This is a genomic window from uncultured Virgibacillus sp. (genome assembly GCF_947495635.1).
Taxonomy (GTDB): Bacteria; Bacillota; Bacilli; order Bacillales; family Amphibacillaceae; genus Virgibacillus; species Virgibacillus salarius.
The window spans coordinates 1-18,038 of sequence record NZ_CANMAB010000090.1; the positions used below are offsets into that span (position 1 = coordinate 1).

An 18,038-nucleotide genomic window follows, 5' to 3' on the forward strand; every position below is an offset into this window, starting at 1 on the left:
TTTCAAAATAACTACTTGGCTTAACGCAGTCATTGCACTGATTTTATACTTTCTTAACTTAGAACAAAAGCGCAAGCACCCGATTAAAAATGTAGCGACTGGAGTTAATAAAAAATCGCTTCGAACAAAATTTCGAAGCGATTCAGTCAAATTTATCCTAGTTGTATGATTAAGACCTTTAAATAATTTCCTTGAGGGAATCTTTTATCTGTTTGGAAATCAGCTGGTAGCTGAAATTCTTCAAGAATCCTATATGATGTGTTCATCTCACTACATGCTTTGTCTATAAACCCTTTGAATTTTTTCATACCCAAACTTGCATTATTTGTAGATGCAACGATAATACCATGTTGGTTCGTTATAGAGATGGTATCCTTTATCAAAGCTGGATAGTCTTTAGCAGTACTAAAGGTTCGCTTTTTGGACCTTGCGAAGCTAGGTGGGTCTAATATAACCATATCAAAGCTAAGTTGCTTTCTTCGAGCATATTTAAAATAGTCAAATACATCCATTACTATAATATCCTGCTGTTCGAAATCAATACCATTTACACTAAATTGCTCGATTGTTTTTCCTTTACTCCTCTTAGCAAGATCTACACTCGTGGTTTTGGCCGCTCCTCCTAATGCTGCGGCTATCGAAAATGCTCCAGTATAAGAAAAAGTGTTTAGCACCTGTTTATTTTTTGCATATTTATCTCGAATAGCGACTCTCACATCACGTTGATCTAAGAATACACCTACCATTGCTCCATCGTTTAGATAAACAGCGTAATGCATTCCATTTTCCTTTACGATGATTGGAAATTCTCCACGGTTGCCTTTGACAAAATCGTCATCATCAATATAGTTACCTTTTCTATCGAACCGTTTCTTTTCATATATCCCATGATAGTCACCAAGTTCGTCTATCACACGTACAATATGCTCTTTAAATGCATAAATCCCTTCACTATACCAGTTAATCAGATAATATCCAGCGTAATAATCAATGGTAACTCCACCAATCCCATCACCCTCACCGTTAAAAACGCGAAACGCATTTGTATCATCTGATTGATAGAAACCTTTTCTTTTATTTATTGCCGAAAGTAGTTTCTTTTTGAAGAACGAAAAGTTAATGTCTTCATTTAATTTATTGGTCAATATCCACCCAATTCCTTTATTTTGTATACCATAGTAACCTTTTGCTAGAAATTGGTGATTTTTATCCAATAAATGGATAATCACCCCTTCCTGATGAAGTACATCTAAATTACGAACAGCATCTTTTACGATAAGTGGATATCCATTTATATATTGCTTACTATATTTTTCCTTTACATACAATTCAATTACATTTGTCATCGTTTCATCCTAACTAACCTTTTTTCTCATTATCGCACGGAGATTATGAAAGGAAAAGAAAATTATTAACCGGGATCTGTATGACCGATATATCGTAGCATTGCATTTGTAATTCTCTCCAACTCACAAGCAATGGAATGTTGATTCAACTCTTGTTAATCAACTAATAACCTTTCAATTCAATAGCTTTCATTAATAAACCACCAATCTATGTATCTAAATCTTTACGAACAAATTCTCTTTTTTTATGAAAACCTAATTTTTCATAAAAATTTCTGGCCACATGATTGTCTACCCAATAATCAAGTTCTATACAGTCTACCTTCAATGTATAAGCTATATTTTCTAATTCTATCATGAGCGCTTTGCCATAACCACTACTCCTAGCTGTTTCTTCAATGCTAATTTGATGCACATAAAGTGATTTATATTCTTTGTTAAATGGGGTATTTGATTTTGTCACAATTTCATAGAAAATAAACCCTTTAGCTGTTTCTGCATCAAATAATACTAGAAAATAATTATTTTCATCCTCCATATATGTTTGAAATAGCTCAATCATCTTCTCGTAATTATACGGCTTAAAGTATTCAGGATATAACTGAACATGCAATTCATGAACACCTCTATTTAGTCTAGCAAGCAATTTATAGTCTCTTGAATGCTCTAGCTTCACCTAATGCTCCTCCTTAATTTCCATTACTAGCCACTATTTCTACTTTAATACGGTCAGGATCCTCAAAGAAAACCGCATAATGATCGACACCTCCAGCATAGGGATGCTTATCTAAATAGAGAATAGCAACTCCTCTCGCTATTAATTCCTCTGTAATTTCATCAATATGCTCTTTCGATTCTCCATGAAATGCTAAATGATTAAGACCGATCCTACGCCGATGATATCCATCTTCTAAAAATCTATTATCTGTTTGAACAAAAACAATGTATGTATGCGCTAATATCCAGCTTTGACCCCTATCCCATTTCTGATAAACACTGTATCCTAACTCTTCTAACAACCATCCCCAGAATTGAACACTTTCCTTTAAATCAGATACATTTAATTCAATATGATGCAGCAATCCCTTTGACAATAATATCACTCCTAACTGAAACATTAAAACCATCTATCTTTTCTATTACGATTTCTACCTCTTCCATACTTCTAATCGATCAAATAAAGTTCAATTCGTGGGGTTTTTTTATCCCCCTCGGATGATTAGTACCACAAGGGTATGACCTAAAGGCCCTTGAACCAATCGGACATTTACTGGCAGTCGCCCCCCTTCTTACCAATTATAGTTTCTCTTTATTGCTTGAAGTCGGGGGCTTACTGCCAGTTATATGCGGATAAATTGCGAAGAGTCCCCTGTTTACCTATAACCAGCTCGATAAAAACTGCATTACTTGAGTTAGGAAAACCAAAGGCTCGTTTATAACGTACAATATATATCAAAAAACTGAATGCTGCGTAGCATCCAGTTAGTTATTCCGCCATCTCCATGAATTAGAAGCTAAAGTCTCAAACCACAAAGTCTAGTTATACAAAGAGGGGAAACGGGAAATGAAAGAAAATCCCGGTGTTGAATTCTACTTTACTTTCCCTGAAATTTTGGCTTTCTCTTTTCCTTAAAAGCAAGTAAAGCTTCGATCCTATCTTGAGTTGGAATAATAGATTCATAAGCATTTGCCTCAATAGCTAATCCGGAATGGAGATCGATATTACTTCCTTTATCAATAGCGAACTTCGCCTGATTTACAGCTAATGGAGCATTAGCAAGAATTTCGTCTGCTAAAGAACTGGCTTGATCCATTAATTCTCCGTGTTCTACAACTGAATTTATTATTCCCCACCTTTCAGCAACTTTAGCTTCAATTCTCCGAGCAGTCAAAATCAATTCTTTGGCTTTAGCCGGACCTACTAGTCTAGCTAACCGCTGTGTACCTCCTGCTCCTGGAATAATCCCCCAACTAACCTCGGTTAGACCTAGCATTGCATCATTTACTGCTATTCGAAGATCACATGCTAAAGCTAGTTCAAATCCACCTCCAAAAGCGTGTCCGTTTATTGCAGCAATGGTCGTCTGTGGCAGTTCATCAATTTGTAAAAATACTCTACGAATCTTATTTACATTCCTTCTAACTTCAGCTTCAGATAACCCTCGTCTTTCCTTAAGGTCTGCACCAGCACTGAATGCTTTTTCACCTGAACCTGTAAATATAACTACATGTATGTCTTGTTTACGTTGTAGGTTACGTACCGTTTTATCCAACTGCTGTAACATATCATAATCAAAGCAATTTAATACTTCTGGTCGATTCAGTATAATGATTGCTAATGAACCTTTCTCTTCCACAACTACTTTATCCATCTTCCTCCTCCTATAACGAAAGCTAATTTATAGGTTATTTTGCAGTAGCAAAGATACTGGTACTATGTCCTGCATGTAATTTGGCTTTGGGATCCGCTATTTTCTTAGCATGATTCACAGCTATTGGTGCTTCACCAAAGCCTGTTGCAATTAATTTGGCTTTTCCCTCGTACGTACAAACATCGCCTGCTGCAAAAATGCCTGCTATGTTTGTTTCCATTCTAGAATTAACAAGAATAGCATTTTTTTGAAGTTCTAATCCCCATGTTTTAACAGGTCCTAAAGAAGTGACAAAACCGAAGCTTACAATCACATCATCTACATCATATACGAATGATTCATCACCCTTCACTTCTTGAATTAAGACTTTTTCTATAGCTTTATCCGTACCAATAAGCTGCTTAACCTCATAAGGTGTTTTAACATTGACACTTGATTTTTCTAAAAGTGATACACTATGTTCATGAGCACGAAAAGAAGGTCGTCGATGTATTAATGTTATCTCTTCGGCTATAGATTCCAGTGCTAATGCCCAATCTACAGCAGAATCTCCTCCCCCACAAATTAAAACCCTTCTTTCGTTAAATTGTTCTAGGTTTTTGACTGAATAGTGCAGACACGTTTGCTCATACAGATTTGCATATTCTACTTTCAATTTTCTAGGTTGAAATGCACCAGCTCCAGCCGTAATAATTATAGTCTTAGAATAATGGATATCCTTCGATGTTATCACCTTAAAACTACCATCTTCTAAACGAATGATATGCTCTACTGTTTCACTTAAACGAAATGTTGGTGAAAAAGTGTATGCTTGTTCATATAACCGCCTAACCAATTCATGGGCTTTAACACTAGGAAATCCACCGACATCATAAATATACTTATCAGGATATAAAGCAGACAATTGCCCACCCACCTCTGGCAAACTATCAATCACTTTAACGGATGCATTTCGCATACCTGCATAAAAGGCAGTGAAAAGACCTACTGGCCCTGCTCCAATAATGGTAATATCATACAACGTATCTTCTGACATTACCCTTCCCCCTTTCAATTAATATTGCAGTCACAGTCATTATCATGTAAAGCACAAACCAACAACTAAATATCGTATTACGTTTTAAATACGAATCCAAAATATTTGTTATATAAAGCATACGTAATTCACCATGTACTGTCAATATAAATATGAGAATATTCTTTATAACAGCTCAGGACCTTGGGGATAGACAACGGAATTTTAAAAGCTAATATGATAAAAAAGAACGGCTACTTAAATCGCACCGCTCCTCTCTTGTAATCATATTCGTTTAGAAAAGACGTCACTTAGAATTTCTACCACGCTATACCCATATGGGTTTCTCTTTATTACTTGAAGTGGGGGCTTACTGCCAGTTATATACGAGATAAATTCCGTCCTTAGATTACCTCATGATTTTCCAAATGGTAACTGATGGTTATAAAGGGTTTGTGCCTCTTGTATCATTCGTTGAAAAAGCTCTTTAACCGTCGGGATATCATTAATAATCGACGCGACCTGTCCAGCATTCACATGACCTTCTAAAAACTTTCCTTCTAGTGCTCCCAAAATATGATGGTTTTCATCCGTTAGATCTAGGTATGTTTTTAAATCTGGATTATTCCTTTCTTCCTCTAACAAATGCTTCCCATAAGGGGTCTTTAAGATCCTTCTTATTTTTCCATATGAACGACCAACAATCATCGTCCCATCAGAGTCAGCGGCACAGAGCGCGCGTTTATATAAACTATGTACTTTCGCATCCTTTGTCGCAATTAGTCTTGTTCCTAACTGCACTCCTTGTGCACCCAAGCTCATTGCAGCCAACACTCCCCTTCCATCACCTATACCTCCTGCAGCAATAACTGGAATAGCTACAGAATCGCATATTTTAGGGACTAGTGTAAATGTAGTAAGCTCTTCCGGTGCATTAATCCCAGCAGCTTCAACACCCTCTGCCACAATAAAATCTGCTCCTTCTTCCTCTGCCTTTATAGCTTGCCTTTCGTTCGCTACCACACAGATTACAATAATATTTTCATTCTTTAATTTAGTTATAAAGGGTGCTGGGTTACCAGCAGACAACGAAACAACAGGGATTTGGTATCCTATAATCAATTTTATTAACTCATCTACATTCTTCTGTACTGATAGTGGTACATTTATAGCAAATGGCTTAGAGGTTTGTTTACGGATTTTGATAATCATATCTTCCAGATAGTTAAGCGAAAGAGTACCTGCTCCAATTGTTCCCAACCCTCCTGCCTCAGACACAGCAACAGCCAATGCTGCATGACTTATGTTACCCATGCCTCCTTGAATGAAAGGAAGGGAAATTCCTAGCTTGCGTGTTAAGTCATTCACTTTTATCCACCTCCGTATAGAATGTGTTATACTGAATTATAACATACTTTATAGGGAGGAATATAGATGATCTACCGTTATAAAGATGCTATACCATCTATAGATGAAACCGCTTTTATTGCTGATGGTGCAAAAATTATTGGAAATGTTGAAATTGGAGCAAAGTCTAGTATATGGTTTAACGTTGTGTTACGTGGAGATGAAGGTCCGATTAAGGTTGGAAAACGCTGTAATATTCAAGAAAACACCATGTGCCACTTGTATGAACAATTTCCATTAACACTTGAAGATGAGGTATCAATTGGCCATAATGCAATTGTTCATGGATGCACATTAAGAAGAGGTGTACTAGTGGGAATGGGTGCTACGGTATTAGATGGGGCTGAGGTAGGAGAATATACGATTATTGGAGCAAATAGCCTTGTCCCATCGGGAAAAGTAGTCCCTCCTCGTTCTCTCGTTCTTGGCTCTCCTGGAAAAGTTGTAAGAACATTAACAGATAAGGATATTCATATGATCGAGGAAACGATTGATACGTATGTTCAGAAAGGACAAGAATTTAAACAAATAGATGTCCTTGAAAAAGTTTTTGAATAGATATTTTCATAGGCTGGAATATACGAAACCTCTCGGGAAGCACAGACACTCGATGAATCGATTTCCCTGACGATATGGAATCATTTCTTCCACGGAAGTGGAGTATATTCCAGTTTTGTAAGAGCAATACTATCTTTTGCGACAGCCCTACTCGCTATACGTTAATATCTCCAGAATCAAATACAGACTCAAAAAACCTTGTAGCTGGTTCTTTAAGGATTTGATAATAATCTGTGAAAAGCGAAGCAGCTGAATCACCTAACCAATTGTCTGGTAGTAATTCTTTAGGTAGACTAGGGTCGATAAATAAAAATTTTCTGTATTGGTGTACAAGTAATGTTCGTTGCACAAAACAGTTGCCGTCATTCATCTCGCCTTTTTCAATTTTGCTCTTATCAATAATATATTTTTGACTATATGCTTGAATAAATTGTGAATAACGTTCATTCACTGCTTCCAAATCCCAGCACTGCTCTACTAAATCTTTATTTTCCTTTGTACCCTCATATGTACCATGAAAAAAGTTAACATAAGCGTCAATATCATATTTTTTTATTAAATCTTTTACCTGCTGTTCTAATGGATTAGGTGTGATCCAACAGCTATTAGATAAAAGACCAAACCCACTCCATACTAATTCTTGCCGCAATTCATCTCTAAGATGGCGCTTTTCTTCTGGAATCGTATAAAGAAGTAGCCTCCATTGCCCATCCCATGACGGTGCTTCTATTTGATAGATCCGTTGAGCAGCTTCATCCATACGAGCCTTTCCTCTCTCTGTTAAAAAGTAATAGCTCCTATTTCCATTCTTTTGGGACTTTACCCACCCTTGCTTATTCATACGAGAAATAGCCGCACGCACCGATTGTTCATTATGACCGAATTCTTCCAATAACCGAATTAAGCTTCCAATCCAAATAACATTGCCATATTGACTAACATAGTCACCATAAAGCGTGAAAATCATGGAGCGTGTATTAAATAATTTTGCCATTTTGTAATTCCATTCCCTTAATCATTGTATATATTCAAAATCATTGAACAAGTTATCCATTCCTATTCTAGCCGAAATAGCTTAACTTGAAAAGAAAGAATCTGAGATAAAAGTAAATAAGAACCAATAAAAAACGAATGATAATTGTTTTAAATTAATTATCATCCGTTTTTTGATTAGAATAATTAATATAGTACATTACATATGCGAACCTCCTTGAAAAAGAAGAACGCTTTTTCTGCGTGCCATGTATCGCTGCCGAAGCCTTCCTTATCCAGCGGGAACAGCACGAGTCCGAAGATTCACTTGATAACGCACCTTTCTTTACCAAGTTAGCTACGTACGTGCCCGTGCAAAGTGAGTATATTTCAGATTGTGCGATGATACTCCTATATCGATTCATATTTTGTAGCACACTCTATACACTATAATGTGGCAGACATCGACGGACGTTTATCAATAATTCGTCTCGCCTTTCCTTCTGAACGTAAAAGTGTTTTAGGCTTTGTCAAACGAACATCAACAGATACAAGCAGTTCCATTTTCAATGTCTTTTTAACTTTTTGAATGAGCTCCAATGACTTTTGGTCATTAAATGATTGTTCAGATAAAGAATTATAAAACAACTCGCATACTTCCACGTGCAATTCCACATGGTCCATTGCACCTTTCTTCAGCAAGTGAATTTCATAATGTGGCTCCAATTCTTCTGCACTACAAATGTAACGTTCAATTTCAGATGGAAATACATTAACCCCTCTAATAATTAACATATCATCAATTCTGCCCTTCACACGGCTCATTTTAATTGTTGTCCTACCACATGCACATCTTTCTCTACTTAATGATGCAACATCACCCGTCCGATATCGAATAATTGGTATGGCTTCCTTCGTCAAACTCGTGAAGACTAATTCTCCATCCTCCCCATCAGGTACAGGCTCTAGCGTTTCAGGATTAATAGCCTCTACAATGAAATGATCCTCGGCAACATGCAATCCTTCTTTACATTCACACTCCATTGCGATGCCGGGTCCCATAACTTCACTTAAACCATAGATGTCTAACGCATCCAGATCAAACATTTGCTCTATTATATCCCTCATTTTCTCTGACCAAGGCTCTGCACCAAGGATTGCCAATTTCAACGACGTGTTTGCTGGATTAATTCCTTGATTTATCATTGTCTCACCAATGTTTAATAGATAAGAAGGCGTCGAGCAAATAATACGTGGCTTAAAATCTTGGATCATAGCTATTTGCTTATTTGTATTCCCTCCGGAAATTGGAACAGTTGCACATCCTAGATATTCAGATCCATGGTGAATACCTAATCCACCTGTAAAAAGACCGTAGCCAAAAGCATTATGTAGAATATCACCCTTCCGGCCACCAGCCATATAAATAGCACGAGCCACCATATGTCCCCAGTGGCTAATATCATTTTTTGTATATGCAACGACAGTTGGTTTACCACTAGTACCAGATGATGCATGGATTCTAACGACCTCATTAACTGGAGTCGCTAACAACTGGAACGGATAATTCTCGCGTAAATGGTGTTTTTTCGTAAAAGGAAGTTCTTGGAACTGCTGCCATGAACAAAAGTCATCGGGAGTAATAGGAATGCGTTGCAGAGCTTCTCTGTAAAAAGGTACATTTTCATAAGCATGTTTAATGGATTTCTTTAGTCGAGACCATTGTAAATCCTTCATTTGCAGATGACTCCACTGTTCTTCTTTTGAAAAAGTAGACATAATATTCCCCTTTCACATGATATTTTTTAAACGAATTCACCAAAATTGTTACATATAAAGTATCTTTTATTGAAAGCGCTGTCAATATTTGTGATGCTGTAGTAAAAGCAACAATTCATTCATAAGCCTAATTACATAGGTGTTTATTGTATTAACAAAAATTTAAAAATATTTCGCTATTGATATTTATATAACGTTTTATTATAATTGCGTTAATTAATAGTAATAAGGAGTTGAGAAAATGTATATTTATGGAGGCGCATCTGCTGCTGATCATGAAAAGGATACAGAAAAGCATACTGTTTTCATGAAACGAATAGAGGCAGGAGAAAAAATTGAGGCAGATGACTGGATGCCAGATGAATACAGAAATGCATTAATCAAACTCATATCCATGCACGGAATTAGCGAAATCATGGGAGCTCTACCTGAAAAAGAATGGGTACCCAAAGCACCCAGCTTGAAAAGAAAACTAGGCATTATGGCTAAGGTTCAAGATGAAATGGGTCATGGCCAATTATTACTTCGTGTAGCTGAGGATTTAATTAAACCCTATGGTAAAAACAGGGAGAATATCATGCAAGACTTATTAAACGGCAAGCTTAAGTTTCATAATGTTTTCCATATGCCCACAAAAACATGGGCAGATGCAGGCATAGTCGGTTGGTTAGTAGATGGAGCAGCTATCATTTCACAAACAAATATGTTAGACGCCTCATATGGACCTTACCAACGAGCACTTCAACGAATTTGTCAGGAAGAAGTATTCCATGCACAGCATGGAGAATCTATTATTATGGCTCTTGCAGAAGGATCTAACAAGCAAAGAGATATGTTACAGGAAGCTCTTGATCGTTGGTGGTCATCATTACTCATGTTTTTTGGGCCAGCTTCAGCAACAACAACTGGTTCTTCTAAGCAGGAAATAACTACGAAATATCGAATTAGGAAAAGTTCTAATGAGGAACTAAGGCAAGCTTTCTTGGATAAGTACTTACCTCGAATTTTCTCTTTGGGATTAACGGTACCAGATGAAACTATTCATTATGATGAAGCCAATAAACGTTGGGAATACAAACAACCAGATTGGAATGAATTCAAAAAAATCATTAGTAATAATGGGCCTTGTTCAAAGCAACGATTACGATTAAGAGACATAGCCTACGAAAATAATCGATGGGTTCGACAAGCTTTAGCTCCTCAAGCTGTCGTCTCCTAATTAAGAAAGGAGGATCATGCAGATATGACTAGTCACGATGGATCGAATTTTTACCAGGAGTATGAAGTTTTTAGCAAAAAAAATGCAAAATCACCTATTCAGCATCAATTTAGTTTACTAGCACCTAACGATGAAATGGCATTAAATATGGCACAGGAAAATTTTATGCGCAGAGAAAATGTTATTGATGTATGGGTTGTACCACGCAGCCAAATTCGTTCTATGACCAGTGAGGAGCGGCAACTATGGACGAAACGATTAGATAACAAGGAATATCGTACAACAAAAGGCTATGGATACCTACGGAAAAAATGGCGTGAAAAAGAGCAAGGAATGCTAGATGAGAAAGAAATTATGTCGTGGAAAGAGGTGAAAAAATTGTGAAACGGATAGATACAGCAAAAGAAGCGAAACAAAATCCTTCCTACTTTGAGGCACTTGTTGAATTACTATTTCAGCTTGCCGACGACGATTTTATCATTTCCTTCCGAGGATCTGAATGGCTAGGCTTAGCTCCTCACATAGAAGAAGATGTAGCTCTTTCGTCCATTACCCAAAATACAATGGGGCACGCTTCTCTATATTACCACTTGCTAGAAGACTTAGATATAGGTAACGCAGATAAGTTAGCACATGAACGGCAAGCGGTGGAAAGAAGAAATGCCAGCTATTTTGAGAGAAAAAACGGTGAAGGTTCATACTTGCAAGAACCTTATTACGACTGGGCGCTAACAGTAGTAAGACAATTTCTTTTTGAAACAATGAAGAAAGTTAAATTGGAGACCATTATAAATAGTTCCTATCAACCACTAGCAGATATTGCTAATAAAGTTTTAATGGAGCAGCCATATCATTTAGCACATTGGCGCATGTGGTTAAAGCAGTTGCTTGGATCGACAGAGGAAGCACAAAATAAGGTTCAGTTTCAATTGGAAGCTGCCTGGCCAGCTTGTGCGGATATTATAGGCTTAGGTCCAAAAGCATTTGAACTTGAGAAGCATCATTTAATTGCAGGTGAGGATTACCTTCGAAAGCAGTGGCTAAAAGAGCTGGAACAGTCTTTATCCTTACCATCTTCGCTTTTTGTTGATAATCATCCTGCGAGGGGAAGATATGGAGAACATACAGCAGATTTAGATCAAGCATTAAGCACGCTAAGTGAAGTATATAATAGTGACCAAAAGGCTGTATGGTAAGCATTTGCTTAAGGAGGTGACCAACTTGAGTATGGAGCTAAAACAAAAGGAAATCTATGAAACGCTTAAGAAGGTTGATGATCCTGAATTAACCGCAGTTAGCGTGGTTGACCTAGGAATGGTTCATAAAGTTTCTATCGATGGAGGTACAGTATCAATTACGATGGTCCCTACATTTGCAGGCTGTCCTGCTTTAGATTTCATCCAAAAAAATGTGCAGACTGCAGTCCAAAAGCTTCATTGGGTTATGGATTGTCAGGTTACTTTCTCCTTTCAATTAACATGGTCGACCACCTCCATTACGAATCATGGCAAGCAACAGTTAAAAAAGCACGGGATAGCTCCTCCACCTGAAAATTATATTCCAGGGGATGAGTGGACAGTGGACTGTCCATACTGTGGTTCTGCATTCACATCAATGGAGAATGTATTTGGACCTACTGCGTGTCGTAGTATTTTATATTGCGCAGCTTGTAAAAATCCATTTGAAGCAATGAAACCTGTATTAGATCATCATACCATCACTTAATTTAGAAAGGGGTATATATATGGTGAAACTTATTGCGTTATACAAACAACCGGAGGACAAGGAAGCATTTGATGAGCATTATTTCAATACACATACACCAATAACAAAAAAGATTCCTGGATTAAGAGAAATGAAGGTTACTAGAATTGTAGGTTCACCAATGGGGAAATCTGATTATTATTTACTATGCGAGATGTATTATGACAACCATGATGCATTGAAACAAGCAATGAAAACAGCAGAGGGAAAGGCATCAGGAAAAGATGTTATGAATTTTGCAGGTGACATCGTATCACTAATGATTGGTGAGGAAATTGATGACGAGTGAGTATATAAACACGTATACCATAGATAAGGTCGGTGTCATCCAGCTATTTCGCCCCAATGTAGCGAATGCTTTAAACAGGTTAATGGTTAAGGAAATTGTTGAACAGTTGGAGCACTTTGACCATAATTCTTCGGTTCGAGTTATTCTTTTGAAAGGAAATGAAAAAGCGTTTGCAGCAGGTGCAGATATTGGTGAAATGCTGGATGATTCTCCACTATCACTTGAAATGTCTAACCCATTTGCTGACTGGGATCGTATCAGATTAATTAAGAAACCAATCATTGCAGCTGTTGAAGGTCTTGCCTTAGGTGGAGGGTTTGAATTAGCACTACATTGTGATTTAGTAGTTGCTGGAGAAAACGCTACATTTGGTTTTCCAGAAGTGTCATTGGGCGTCATGCCAGGAGCAGGTGGAACCCAACTTTTAACAAAAGCAGTGGGCACAGCAAAAGCATTGGAATGGATATGGCTTGGAAAAATGATCCGTGCACAAGAAGTACTCGATCACGGTGTCATTAATCAAGTAGTAGCTAACGAAATTGTTGAAGAGGAAGCAATGCGACTGGCAGAGCAACTTTCTAATCAAGCACCTTTGGCCATTCGGTTAATAAAAGAGGCAGTATATGAAGCTATGGATACATCTTTAATGGAAGGGTTGAAGTTAGAAAGAAAGAACTTTTATCTTACTTTCTCTTCACAGGATCAAACAGAGGGCATGAAGGCATTTATGGAAAAACGAAATCCTTCTTTCAAAGGAGAATGAATATGAATGAAAATTTTCAAGCCATTAACTACAGCCAATCAAACGGCATAGCTACTATTCTACTGAATCGACCTTCTGCCTATAATGCTTTTACAGAAACCATGAATCTAGAGATTATGAAAGCTCTACGATTAGCAGTAAAGGACGATTTAGTTAGGTGTATCGTCATTACAGGTGCAGGAAAAGCCTTTTGTTCAGGAGAAGACTTAGCTGGCATAGATACTAACACAAATCATGCTACTCTATTACGCAAACGCTATCATCCGATGATGGAAGCTATGAGAAAAACTTCTAAACCCATCGTTGCAGCTGTCAATGGAACGGCTGCAGGCGCTGGCATGAGTTTAGCATTGGCAGCTGATTTCCGATTAGTGAAGCCAGATGTTAAATTTGTAAGTGCATTTATCAATATTGGCTTAATACCAGATTCTGGATTCTTATATATCCTACCACGCCTTATTGGATATGCCAAGGCATTAGAAATATCTATACTTGGTAAACCGATAACCGGCAAGGAGGCATATCAGCTTGGATTAGCAACCGAATTAATCGATTCATCTGAATGGGATGAAAAAGTTAGTGCGTTTTCGCAAAAACTTGCGGCTTTACCGACCAAATCCGTTTCATTAATTAAACGCTATATGCTAGATGGCATGAATCTTCCTTTTGATAACATGCTCGAAAAAGAAGCGCAAGCACAGCGAATTGCTGGAATGTCAAAGGATCATCATGAAGGATTGCAGGCATTCAAAGAGAAACGCAAGCCAACATTTGTTGGCAAATAATAAAAGGAGTGATTACAATGGCAAGTACTGTCGTAGCAGATTTAGCAAAAGAGGTTAAACCGATGAAACGAGATTACTACCGAATGATTATAAATGGGGAGCGTGTTGATAGTAGCTCTAAAGAGACATTCACAACATACAACCCGGCTAAGGGTGAAATTTTAGCCACAGTTGCAAGGGCAACGACAGAAGATGCAGAAAGAGCTGTACAAGCAGCAAGGCAATCATTTAATCACGGTAAATGGAGAAAATACCCTGTAGGTAAGCGTGCTCGTGTCCTTAATAAAATTGCTACTATTATGCGGGAGCGCTTCAATGAGCTTGTTGAAATGGAAGTACTTAACAGCGGTAAATCGATAGGAGCTGCACAAGTTCAAATAAATCAATCTATCGAAGACTTTGAATTTTATGCCGGAGCAATTGTCGGTCATCGCGGAACCGTTAATAACATGCCTAATGGATTTCTAAATTATACACACAAAGAACCAATCGGTGTTTGCGCTCAGATTATACCGTGGAACTATCCAATGATGATGGCAGCCTGGAAGATAGCGCCCGCAATTGCTGCAGGATGTTCTGTCATTATAAAGCCTGCTAGTTTAACACCTATTACAGCAATTATATTAAACGAAATTTGCCACGAAGCTGGAGTACCTGAAGGAGTTGTTAATACACTTCCTGGTTCAGGTAAAGTTATCGGCGACTATCTTGTAGAACACAATGACATCAACAAGGTAGCGTTCACCGGATCGACCGATACTGGTAAAGAAATTATGAAAAAGTCTGCAAGCACCTTAAAGCGTTTAACGCTTGAGCTTGGTGGAAAGTCACCAAATATTGTATTCGAAGACGCAGATTTAAATGCAGCAGTACCAGGTTCATTATTTGGTATCTTCTTTAACACTGGACAATCCTGCGAAGCACGCTCTCGACTCTTCGTTCATGAATCTATCTATGATGAATTTATGGAGCAATTTATTGCCAAAACGGAAAGATTACAATCTGGTGATCCCTTTGATAAAGGTACACATCTCGGCTCCATCATTAGTCAAGAACAATTGGAAGTCATTGATGGGTATGTGCAATCCGCAATACAGGACGGTGCGACAATCGCTACTGGTGGCAAGGCATTGAAAATAGAAGGGTTTGAAAACGGATATTGGTATGCGCCGACCATCATTACAGATGTCACTCCTGACATGAAAGTAGTTCGAGAGGAAATATTCGGACCGGTAGTTGTCATAGAAACGTTCACAGATGAAAAAGATGTTGTTAAACGAGCAAATGATACTGAGTATGGGCTTGGATCTGCTATTTGGACTACTAATCAAGGTAGAGCAACACGAGTCTCCCACCAAATTGAAGCAGGTATTGTAATGATAAATAATCCATTTTCAGCATTCCCTGGAACACCATTTGGAGGATATAAGCATTCCGGATTTGGTAGAGAACTTTGTGTCGAAACACTAGATCTCTACTTGGAAGACAAAAGTATACTCTCTTATTATGGACCCAAACCATTAAATCCATTTGGTGTGTAGGAGGATACAGATGACTAACCAGAATATTACAGTCGCTGGTGCAGGAGTTATGGGCCGAGGCATTGCATATGTCTCTGCCCTTGCTGGCTTTCATACTATTTTAGTAGATGTTTCTAAAGATCAATTAGAGTCCGCCATAAAATATGTAAATACCACGGCTCAAAAAGGCATTCAAAAGGGAAAAATCACTGAAAAACAGGCAAAAAACGTATTAGCTAATTTAGAAACAACTAGTAAATTAAAAGAAGCCCTTGTGACAACAGATTTATTTATTGAAGCAGTTCCAGAGAAGCAGCATATTAAGAAAATGCTAATGCAAGATGCTGATGCGTTTGCTCCGAAGCATACTATATTTGCATCTAATACTTCTACTATTAGTCCGACCGAACTAGCATCTTTTACTAATCGACCAGAACAGGTTGCAGTCATGCATTTTTTTAATCCAGCCATACAAATGCCGCTTGTTGAAATAGTTCGTGGCATTCAGACAAACGATCAAACAGTAAAAGTTATTCAAGAGGTAGCAAAAAAATTGGGAAAGGAAAGTGTACAAGTTAATGAGTTTCCAGGTTTTGTTACTAGCAGAATAAGTGCATTAGTAGGAAATGAAGCATTTCATATGCTTCAAGAAGGTGTAGCAACTGCTGAAGATATAGATAAGGCCATTCGTCTAGGGCTAAATTATCCAATGGGTCCTTTAGAGCTATCCGACTTGGTAGGACTAGATGCACGTCTCAATAATTTAAAATATTTACATGAAACATTAGGAGAAAAGTACCGGCCAGCACCATTATTAGAACAGCTTGTAAAAGCAGGTCGATTAGGAAAAAAAACAATGCATGGCATATATAAGTACAATGAGTAGGAGGAAATACAATGCACGAAGTTGTTATCGTTGATGCCGTTAGAACCCCCATCGGTCGTTACAATGGCGCTTTAAAAACGGTGCGTCCAGATGACTTAGGTGCACATGTCCTACGAGCCATTAAGGAACGAAATCCTGCATTACCACTTAATAAAGTAGAAGAAGTCATTATGGGGAATGCAAATGGTGCGGGTGAAGATAATCGCAATGTTGCTCGGATGTCTACCCTCTTGGCCGATTATCCAACAGAAATTGGCGGAACTACGATCAATCGGCTTTGTGGGTCAGGATTAGATGCTGTTACTTATGCTGCAAGAGCCATTGCATTAGGACACGGTGATATTATGATTGCAGGTGGAACAGAGAGTATGACACGAGCTCCCTATGTATTGGGAAAATCAGATAAGGACTTCAAACGTGGTGATCAAATTCTCCAAGATACAACAATTGGTTGGCGATTTACGAATCCTTCCTTAGAAGAAAAATATGGTACCGATTCTATGCCAGAAACAGCAGAAAACGTTGCTAAGCTATATGAAATCTCTCGATCAGAACAGGACGAATTTGCTCTTCAAAGTCAAATGAAAGCTAAATCAGCAATGGACAATGGGATCCTTCAAGCAGAAATAACTCCAGTACCTATTCATGATCGAAAATTAGGGGTATATAACTTAGAAATAGACGAACACCCTAGATCGCATACTTCTAGAGAAAAACTAAAGAAGCTCCCTCCCTTGTTTTCAGATGGTAGCGTAACTGCAGGAAATGCTTCTGGAATTAACGATGGCGCCTCTGCCATCCTGTTAATGAACAGAGAAACAGCGAATAGGCTAGGATTAGAACCAATGGCTACCTATGTTACTTCAGCTGTTGCTGGTGTAGAACCGAGAATCATGGGAATTGGTCCAATTACAGCTACTAAGAAAGCATTGAAAAGAGCAAATATGACTGTCGATGACCTTGATTTAATTGAGTTAAATGAAGCATTTGCTGCGCAATCACTTGCTTGTATACGTTCATTAGAATTAGATCAGGAAAAAGTAAATGTTAATGGGGGAGCCATCGCTTACGGCCACCCATTGGGAGCCAGTGGAGCGAGAATCTTAACCTCTTTAGTACATGAAATGAAAAGAAGACAATGTAAAACCGGTTTGGCTACAATGTGTATTGGTGTCGGTCAAGGAATATCTATCATTGTTAAAAGAGATTAGGATGCAGTGAAACTTCAATCAGTTGTGGACTTTGTTTTCCCCACGGATTGTTAGTACCATTAAGAAAAACGGAGTAAAATTCGCTCAGTCCTTATCACTAAATGCTCAGATTTACGCTTTCTCTAGTAGCTATTATGGAATAATAGCTACTG

Annotated in this window: 19 protein-coding genes; 11 read left to right on the plus strand and 8 right to left on the minus strand. The window is 37.9% G+C overall.

What is annotated here, in order from left to right; all coding sequences use genetic code 11:
* Nucleotides 1-152: 152 nt before the first annotated feature.
* The 6 genes from Q1A47_RS16200 to Q1A47_RS16225 form a co-directional block, all read right to left on the minus strand.
* Entirely contained in the window at nucleotides 153-1,346 is a 1,194-nt protein-coding gene (locus Q1A47_RS16200) for a class I SAM-dependent rRNA methyltransferase (protein ID WP_026679767.1), read from the minus strand.
* A gap of 208 nt (nucleotides 1,347-1,554) precedes the next feature.
* Nucleotides 1,555-2,022 carry a GNAT family N-acetyltransferase gene (locus tag Q1A47_RS16205; protein ID WP_026679768.1) on the minus strand — a complete coding sequence of 156 codons (468 nt, stop codon included), beginning with the start codon at nucleotides 2,020-2,022 and terminating at the stop codon, nucleotides 1,555-1,557.
* Nucleotides 2,023-2,035: 13 nt separating this feature from the next.
* Nucleotides 2,036-2,440, minus strand: a complete 405-nt coding sequence (locus tag Q1A47_RS16210; RefSeq protein ID WP_026679769.1) for a VOC family protein — start codon at nucleotides 2,438-2,440, stop codon at nucleotides 2,036-2,038.
* Nucleotides 2,441-2,941: 501 nt separating this feature from the next.
* Nucleotides 2,942-3,718, minus strand: coding sequence for an enoyl-CoA hydratase-related protein (locus tag Q1A47_RS16215; protein WP_026679770.1), 777 nt, complete (start codon nucleotides 3,716-3,718; stop codon nucleotides 2,942-2,944).
* Nucleotides 3,719-3,752: 34 nt separating this feature from the next.
* The gene (locus tag Q1A47_RS16220; protein WP_166530437.1) at nucleotides 3,753-4,754 is read right to left on the minus strand and encodes an NAD(P)/FAD-dependent oxidoreductase; all 1,002 of its coding nucleotides are present in this window, start codon (nucleotides 4,752-4,754) and stop codon (nucleotides 3,753-3,755) included.
* A 393-nt stretch (nucleotides 4,755-5,147) separates the two neighbouring features.
* Nucleotides 5,148-6,101 (minus strand): nitronate monooxygenase family protein, encoded by a 954-nt coding sequence (locus tag Q1A47_RS16225; RefSeq protein WP_026679772.1) that lies wholly within the window; start codon nucleotides 6,099-6,101, stop codon nucleotides 5,148-5,150.
* Nucleotides 6,102-6,167: 66 nt separating this feature from the next.
* On the opposite strand from Q1A47_RS16225, the gene Q1A47_RS16230 reads away from it, so the two are divergent.
* Nucleotides 6,168-6,698: a gamma carbonic anhydrase family protein gene (locus Q1A47_RS16230; RefSeq protein WP_026679773.1), complete on the plus strand. Its 531-nt coding sequence runs from the start codon at nucleotides 6,168-6,170 to the stop codon at nucleotides 6,696-6,698.
* Nucleotides 6,699-6,852: 154 nt separating this feature from the next.
* Here Q1A47_RS16230 and paaX read toward each other — a convergent pair whose 3' ends face one another.
* Both paaX and Q1A47_RS16240 read right to left on the minus strand, forming a co-directional pair.
* Nucleotides 6,853-7,692, minus strand: a complete 840-nt coding sequence (paaX, locus tag Q1A47_RS16235; RefSeq protein ID WP_166530436.1) for a phenylacetic acid degradation operon negative regulatory protein PaaX — start codon at nucleotides 7,690-7,692, stop codon at nucleotides 6,853-6,855.
* A 425-nt stretch (nucleotides 7,693-8,117) separates the two neighbouring features.
* The gene (locus tag Q1A47_RS16240; protein ID WP_166530435.1) at nucleotides 8,118-9,449 is read right to left on the minus strand and encodes a phenylacetate--CoA ligase family protein; all 1,332 of its coding nucleotides are present in this window, start codon (nucleotides 9,447-9,449) and stop codon (nucleotides 8,118-8,120) included.
* Between the two features lie 241 nt (nucleotides 9,450-9,690).
* Here Q1A47_RS16240 and paaA point away from each other — a divergent pair, with 241 nt between their 5' ends.
* The 10 genes from paaA to Q1A47_RS16290 are packed head-to-tail and all read left to right on the plus strand — an operon-like array spanning nucleotide 9,691 to nucleotide 17,886.
* Nucleotides 9,691-10,668, plus strand: coding sequence for a 1,2-phenylacetyl-CoA epoxidase subunit PaaA (gene paaA, locus Q1A47_RS16245; RefSeq protein ID WP_026679776.1), 978 nt, complete (start codon nucleotides 9,691-9,693; stop codon nucleotides 10,666-10,668).
* 24 nt (nucleotides 10,669-10,692) lie between these two features.
* Nucleotides 10,693-11,052, plus strand: a complete 360-nt coding sequence (paaB, locus tag Q1A47_RS16250) for a 1,2-phenylacetyl-CoA epoxidase subunit PaaB (protein WP_026679777.1) — start codon at nucleotides 10,693-10,695, stop codon at nucleotides 11,050-11,052.
* The gene (paaC, locus tag Q1A47_RS16255; protein WP_026679778.1) at nucleotides 11,028-11,864 is read left to right on the plus strand and encodes a 1,2-phenylacetyl-CoA epoxidase subunit PaaC; all 837 of its coding nucleotides are present in this window, start codon (nucleotides 11,028-11,030) and stop codon (nucleotides 11,862-11,864) included. The genes paaB and paaC overlap by 25 nt, the downstream gene beginning before the upstream one ends.
* Before the next feature lie 31 nt (nucleotides 11,865-11,895).
* Nucleotides 11,896-12,393 (plus strand): 1,2-phenylacetyl-CoA epoxidase subunit PaaD, encoded by a 498-nt coding sequence (gene paaD / locus Q1A47_RS16260; protein ID WP_051388231.1) that lies wholly within the window; start codon nucleotides 11,896-11,898, stop codon nucleotides 12,391-12,393.
* Between the two features lie 19 nt (nucleotides 12,394-12,412).
* A complete protein-coding gene (locus Q1A47_RS16265; RefSeq protein ID WP_026679780.1) occupies nucleotides 12,413-12,721 on the plus strand; it encodes an EthD family reductase in 309 nt (102 codons plus the stop codon).
* Nucleotides 12,711-13,484 (plus strand): enoyl-CoA hydratase/isomerase family protein, encoded by a 774-nt coding sequence (locus tag Q1A47_RS16270; RefSeq protein WP_121604410.1) that lies wholly within the window; start codon nucleotides 12,711-12,713, stop codon nucleotides 13,482-13,484. Before Q1A47_RS16265 ends, Q1A47_RS16270 begins: the two co-directional genes overlap by 11 nt.
* Nucleotides 13,485-13,486: 2 nt before the next feature.
* A complete protein-coding gene (locus tag Q1A47_RS16275; RefSeq protein WP_121604409.1) occupies nucleotides 13,487-14,269 on the plus strand; it encodes an enoyl-CoA hydratase/isomerase family protein in 783 nt (260 codons plus the stop codon).
* A gap of 17 nt (nucleotides 14,270-14,286) precedes the next feature.
* Nucleotides 14,287-15,810, plus strand: a complete 1,524-nt coding sequence (locus Q1A47_RS16280) for an aldehyde dehydrogenase (protein WP_226983606.1) — start codon at nucleotides 14,287-14,289, stop codon at nucleotides 15,808-15,810.
* Between the two features lie 10 nt (nucleotides 15,811-15,820).
* Nucleotides 15,821-16,675 carry a 3-hydroxyacyl-CoA dehydrogenase gene (locus Q1A47_RS16285; RefSeq protein WP_121604408.1) on the plus strand — a complete coding sequence of 285 codons (855 nt, stop codon included), beginning with the start codon at nucleotides 15,821-15,823 and terminating at the stop codon, nucleotides 16,673-16,675.
* Between the two features lie 11 nt (nucleotides 16,676-16,686).
* On the plus strand, nucleotides 16,687-17,886 hold the full coding sequence (locus tag Q1A47_RS16290) for an acetyl-CoA C-acyltransferase (protein ID WP_026679785.1): 1,200 nt from the start codon (nucleotides 16,687-16,689) through the stop codon (nucleotides 17,884-17,886).
* Nucleotides 17,887-18,038: the final 152 nt, after the last annotated feature.

Coding starts and splice junctions, on each gene's coding strand:
- paaA (WP_026679776.1), top strand. CDS start 9,691: ATGTATATTTATGGAGGCGCATCTGCTGCTGATCATGAAAAGGATACA.
- Q1A47_RS16220 (WP_166530437.1), bottom strand. CDS start 4,754: ATGTCAGAAGATACGTTGTATGATATTACCATTATTGGAGCAGGGCCA.
- Q1A47_RS16270 (WP_121604410.1), top strand. CDS start 12,711: ATGACGAGTGAGTATATAAACACGTATACCATAGATAAGGTCGGTGTC.
- paaX (WP_166530436.1), bottom strand. CDS start 7,692: ATGGCAAAATTATTTAATACACGCTCCATGATTTTCACGCTTTATGGT.
- paaD (WP_051388231.1), top strand. CDS start 11,896: ATGGAGCTAAAACAAAAGGAAATCTATGAAACGCTTAAGAAGGTTGAT.
- Q1A47_RS16215 (WP_026679770.1), bottom strand. CDS start 3,718: ATGGATAAAGTAGTTGTGGAAGAGAAAGGTTCATTAGCAATCATTATA.
- Q1A47_RS16240 (WP_166530435.1), bottom strand. CDS start 9,449: ATGTCTACTTTTTCAAAAGAAGAACAGTGGAGTCATCTGCAAATGAAG.
- paaB (WP_026679777.1), top strand. CDS start 10,693: ATGACTAGTCACGATGGATCGAATTTTTACCAGGAGTATGAAGTTTTT.
- Q1A47_RS16265 (WP_026679780.1), top strand. CDS start 12,413: ATGGTGAAACTTATTGCGTTATACAAACAACCGGAGGACAAGGAAGCA.
- Q1A47_RS16285 (WP_121604408.1), top strand. CDS start 15,821: ATGACTAACCAGAATATTACAGTCGCTGGTGCAGGAGTTATGGGCCGA.
- Q1A47_RS16290 (WP_026679785.1), top strand. CDS start 16,687: ATGCACGAAGTTGTTATCGTTGATGCCGTTAGAACCCCCATCGGTCGT.
- Q1A47_RS16280 (WP_226983606.1), top strand. CDS start 14,287: ATGGCAAGTACTGTCGTAGCAGATTTAGCAAAAGAGGTTAAACCGATG.
- Q1A47_RS16200 (WP_026679767.1), bottom strand. CDS start 1,346: ATGACAAATGTAATTGAATTGTATGTAAAGGAAAAATATAGTAAGCAA.
- Q1A47_RS16275 (WP_121604409.1), top strand. CDS start 13,487: ATGAATGAAAATTTTCAAGCCATTAACTACAGCCAATCAAACGGCATA.
- Q1A47_RS16230 (WP_026679773.1), top strand. CDS start 6,168: ATGATCTACCGTTATAAAGATGCTATACCATCTATAGATGAAACCGCT.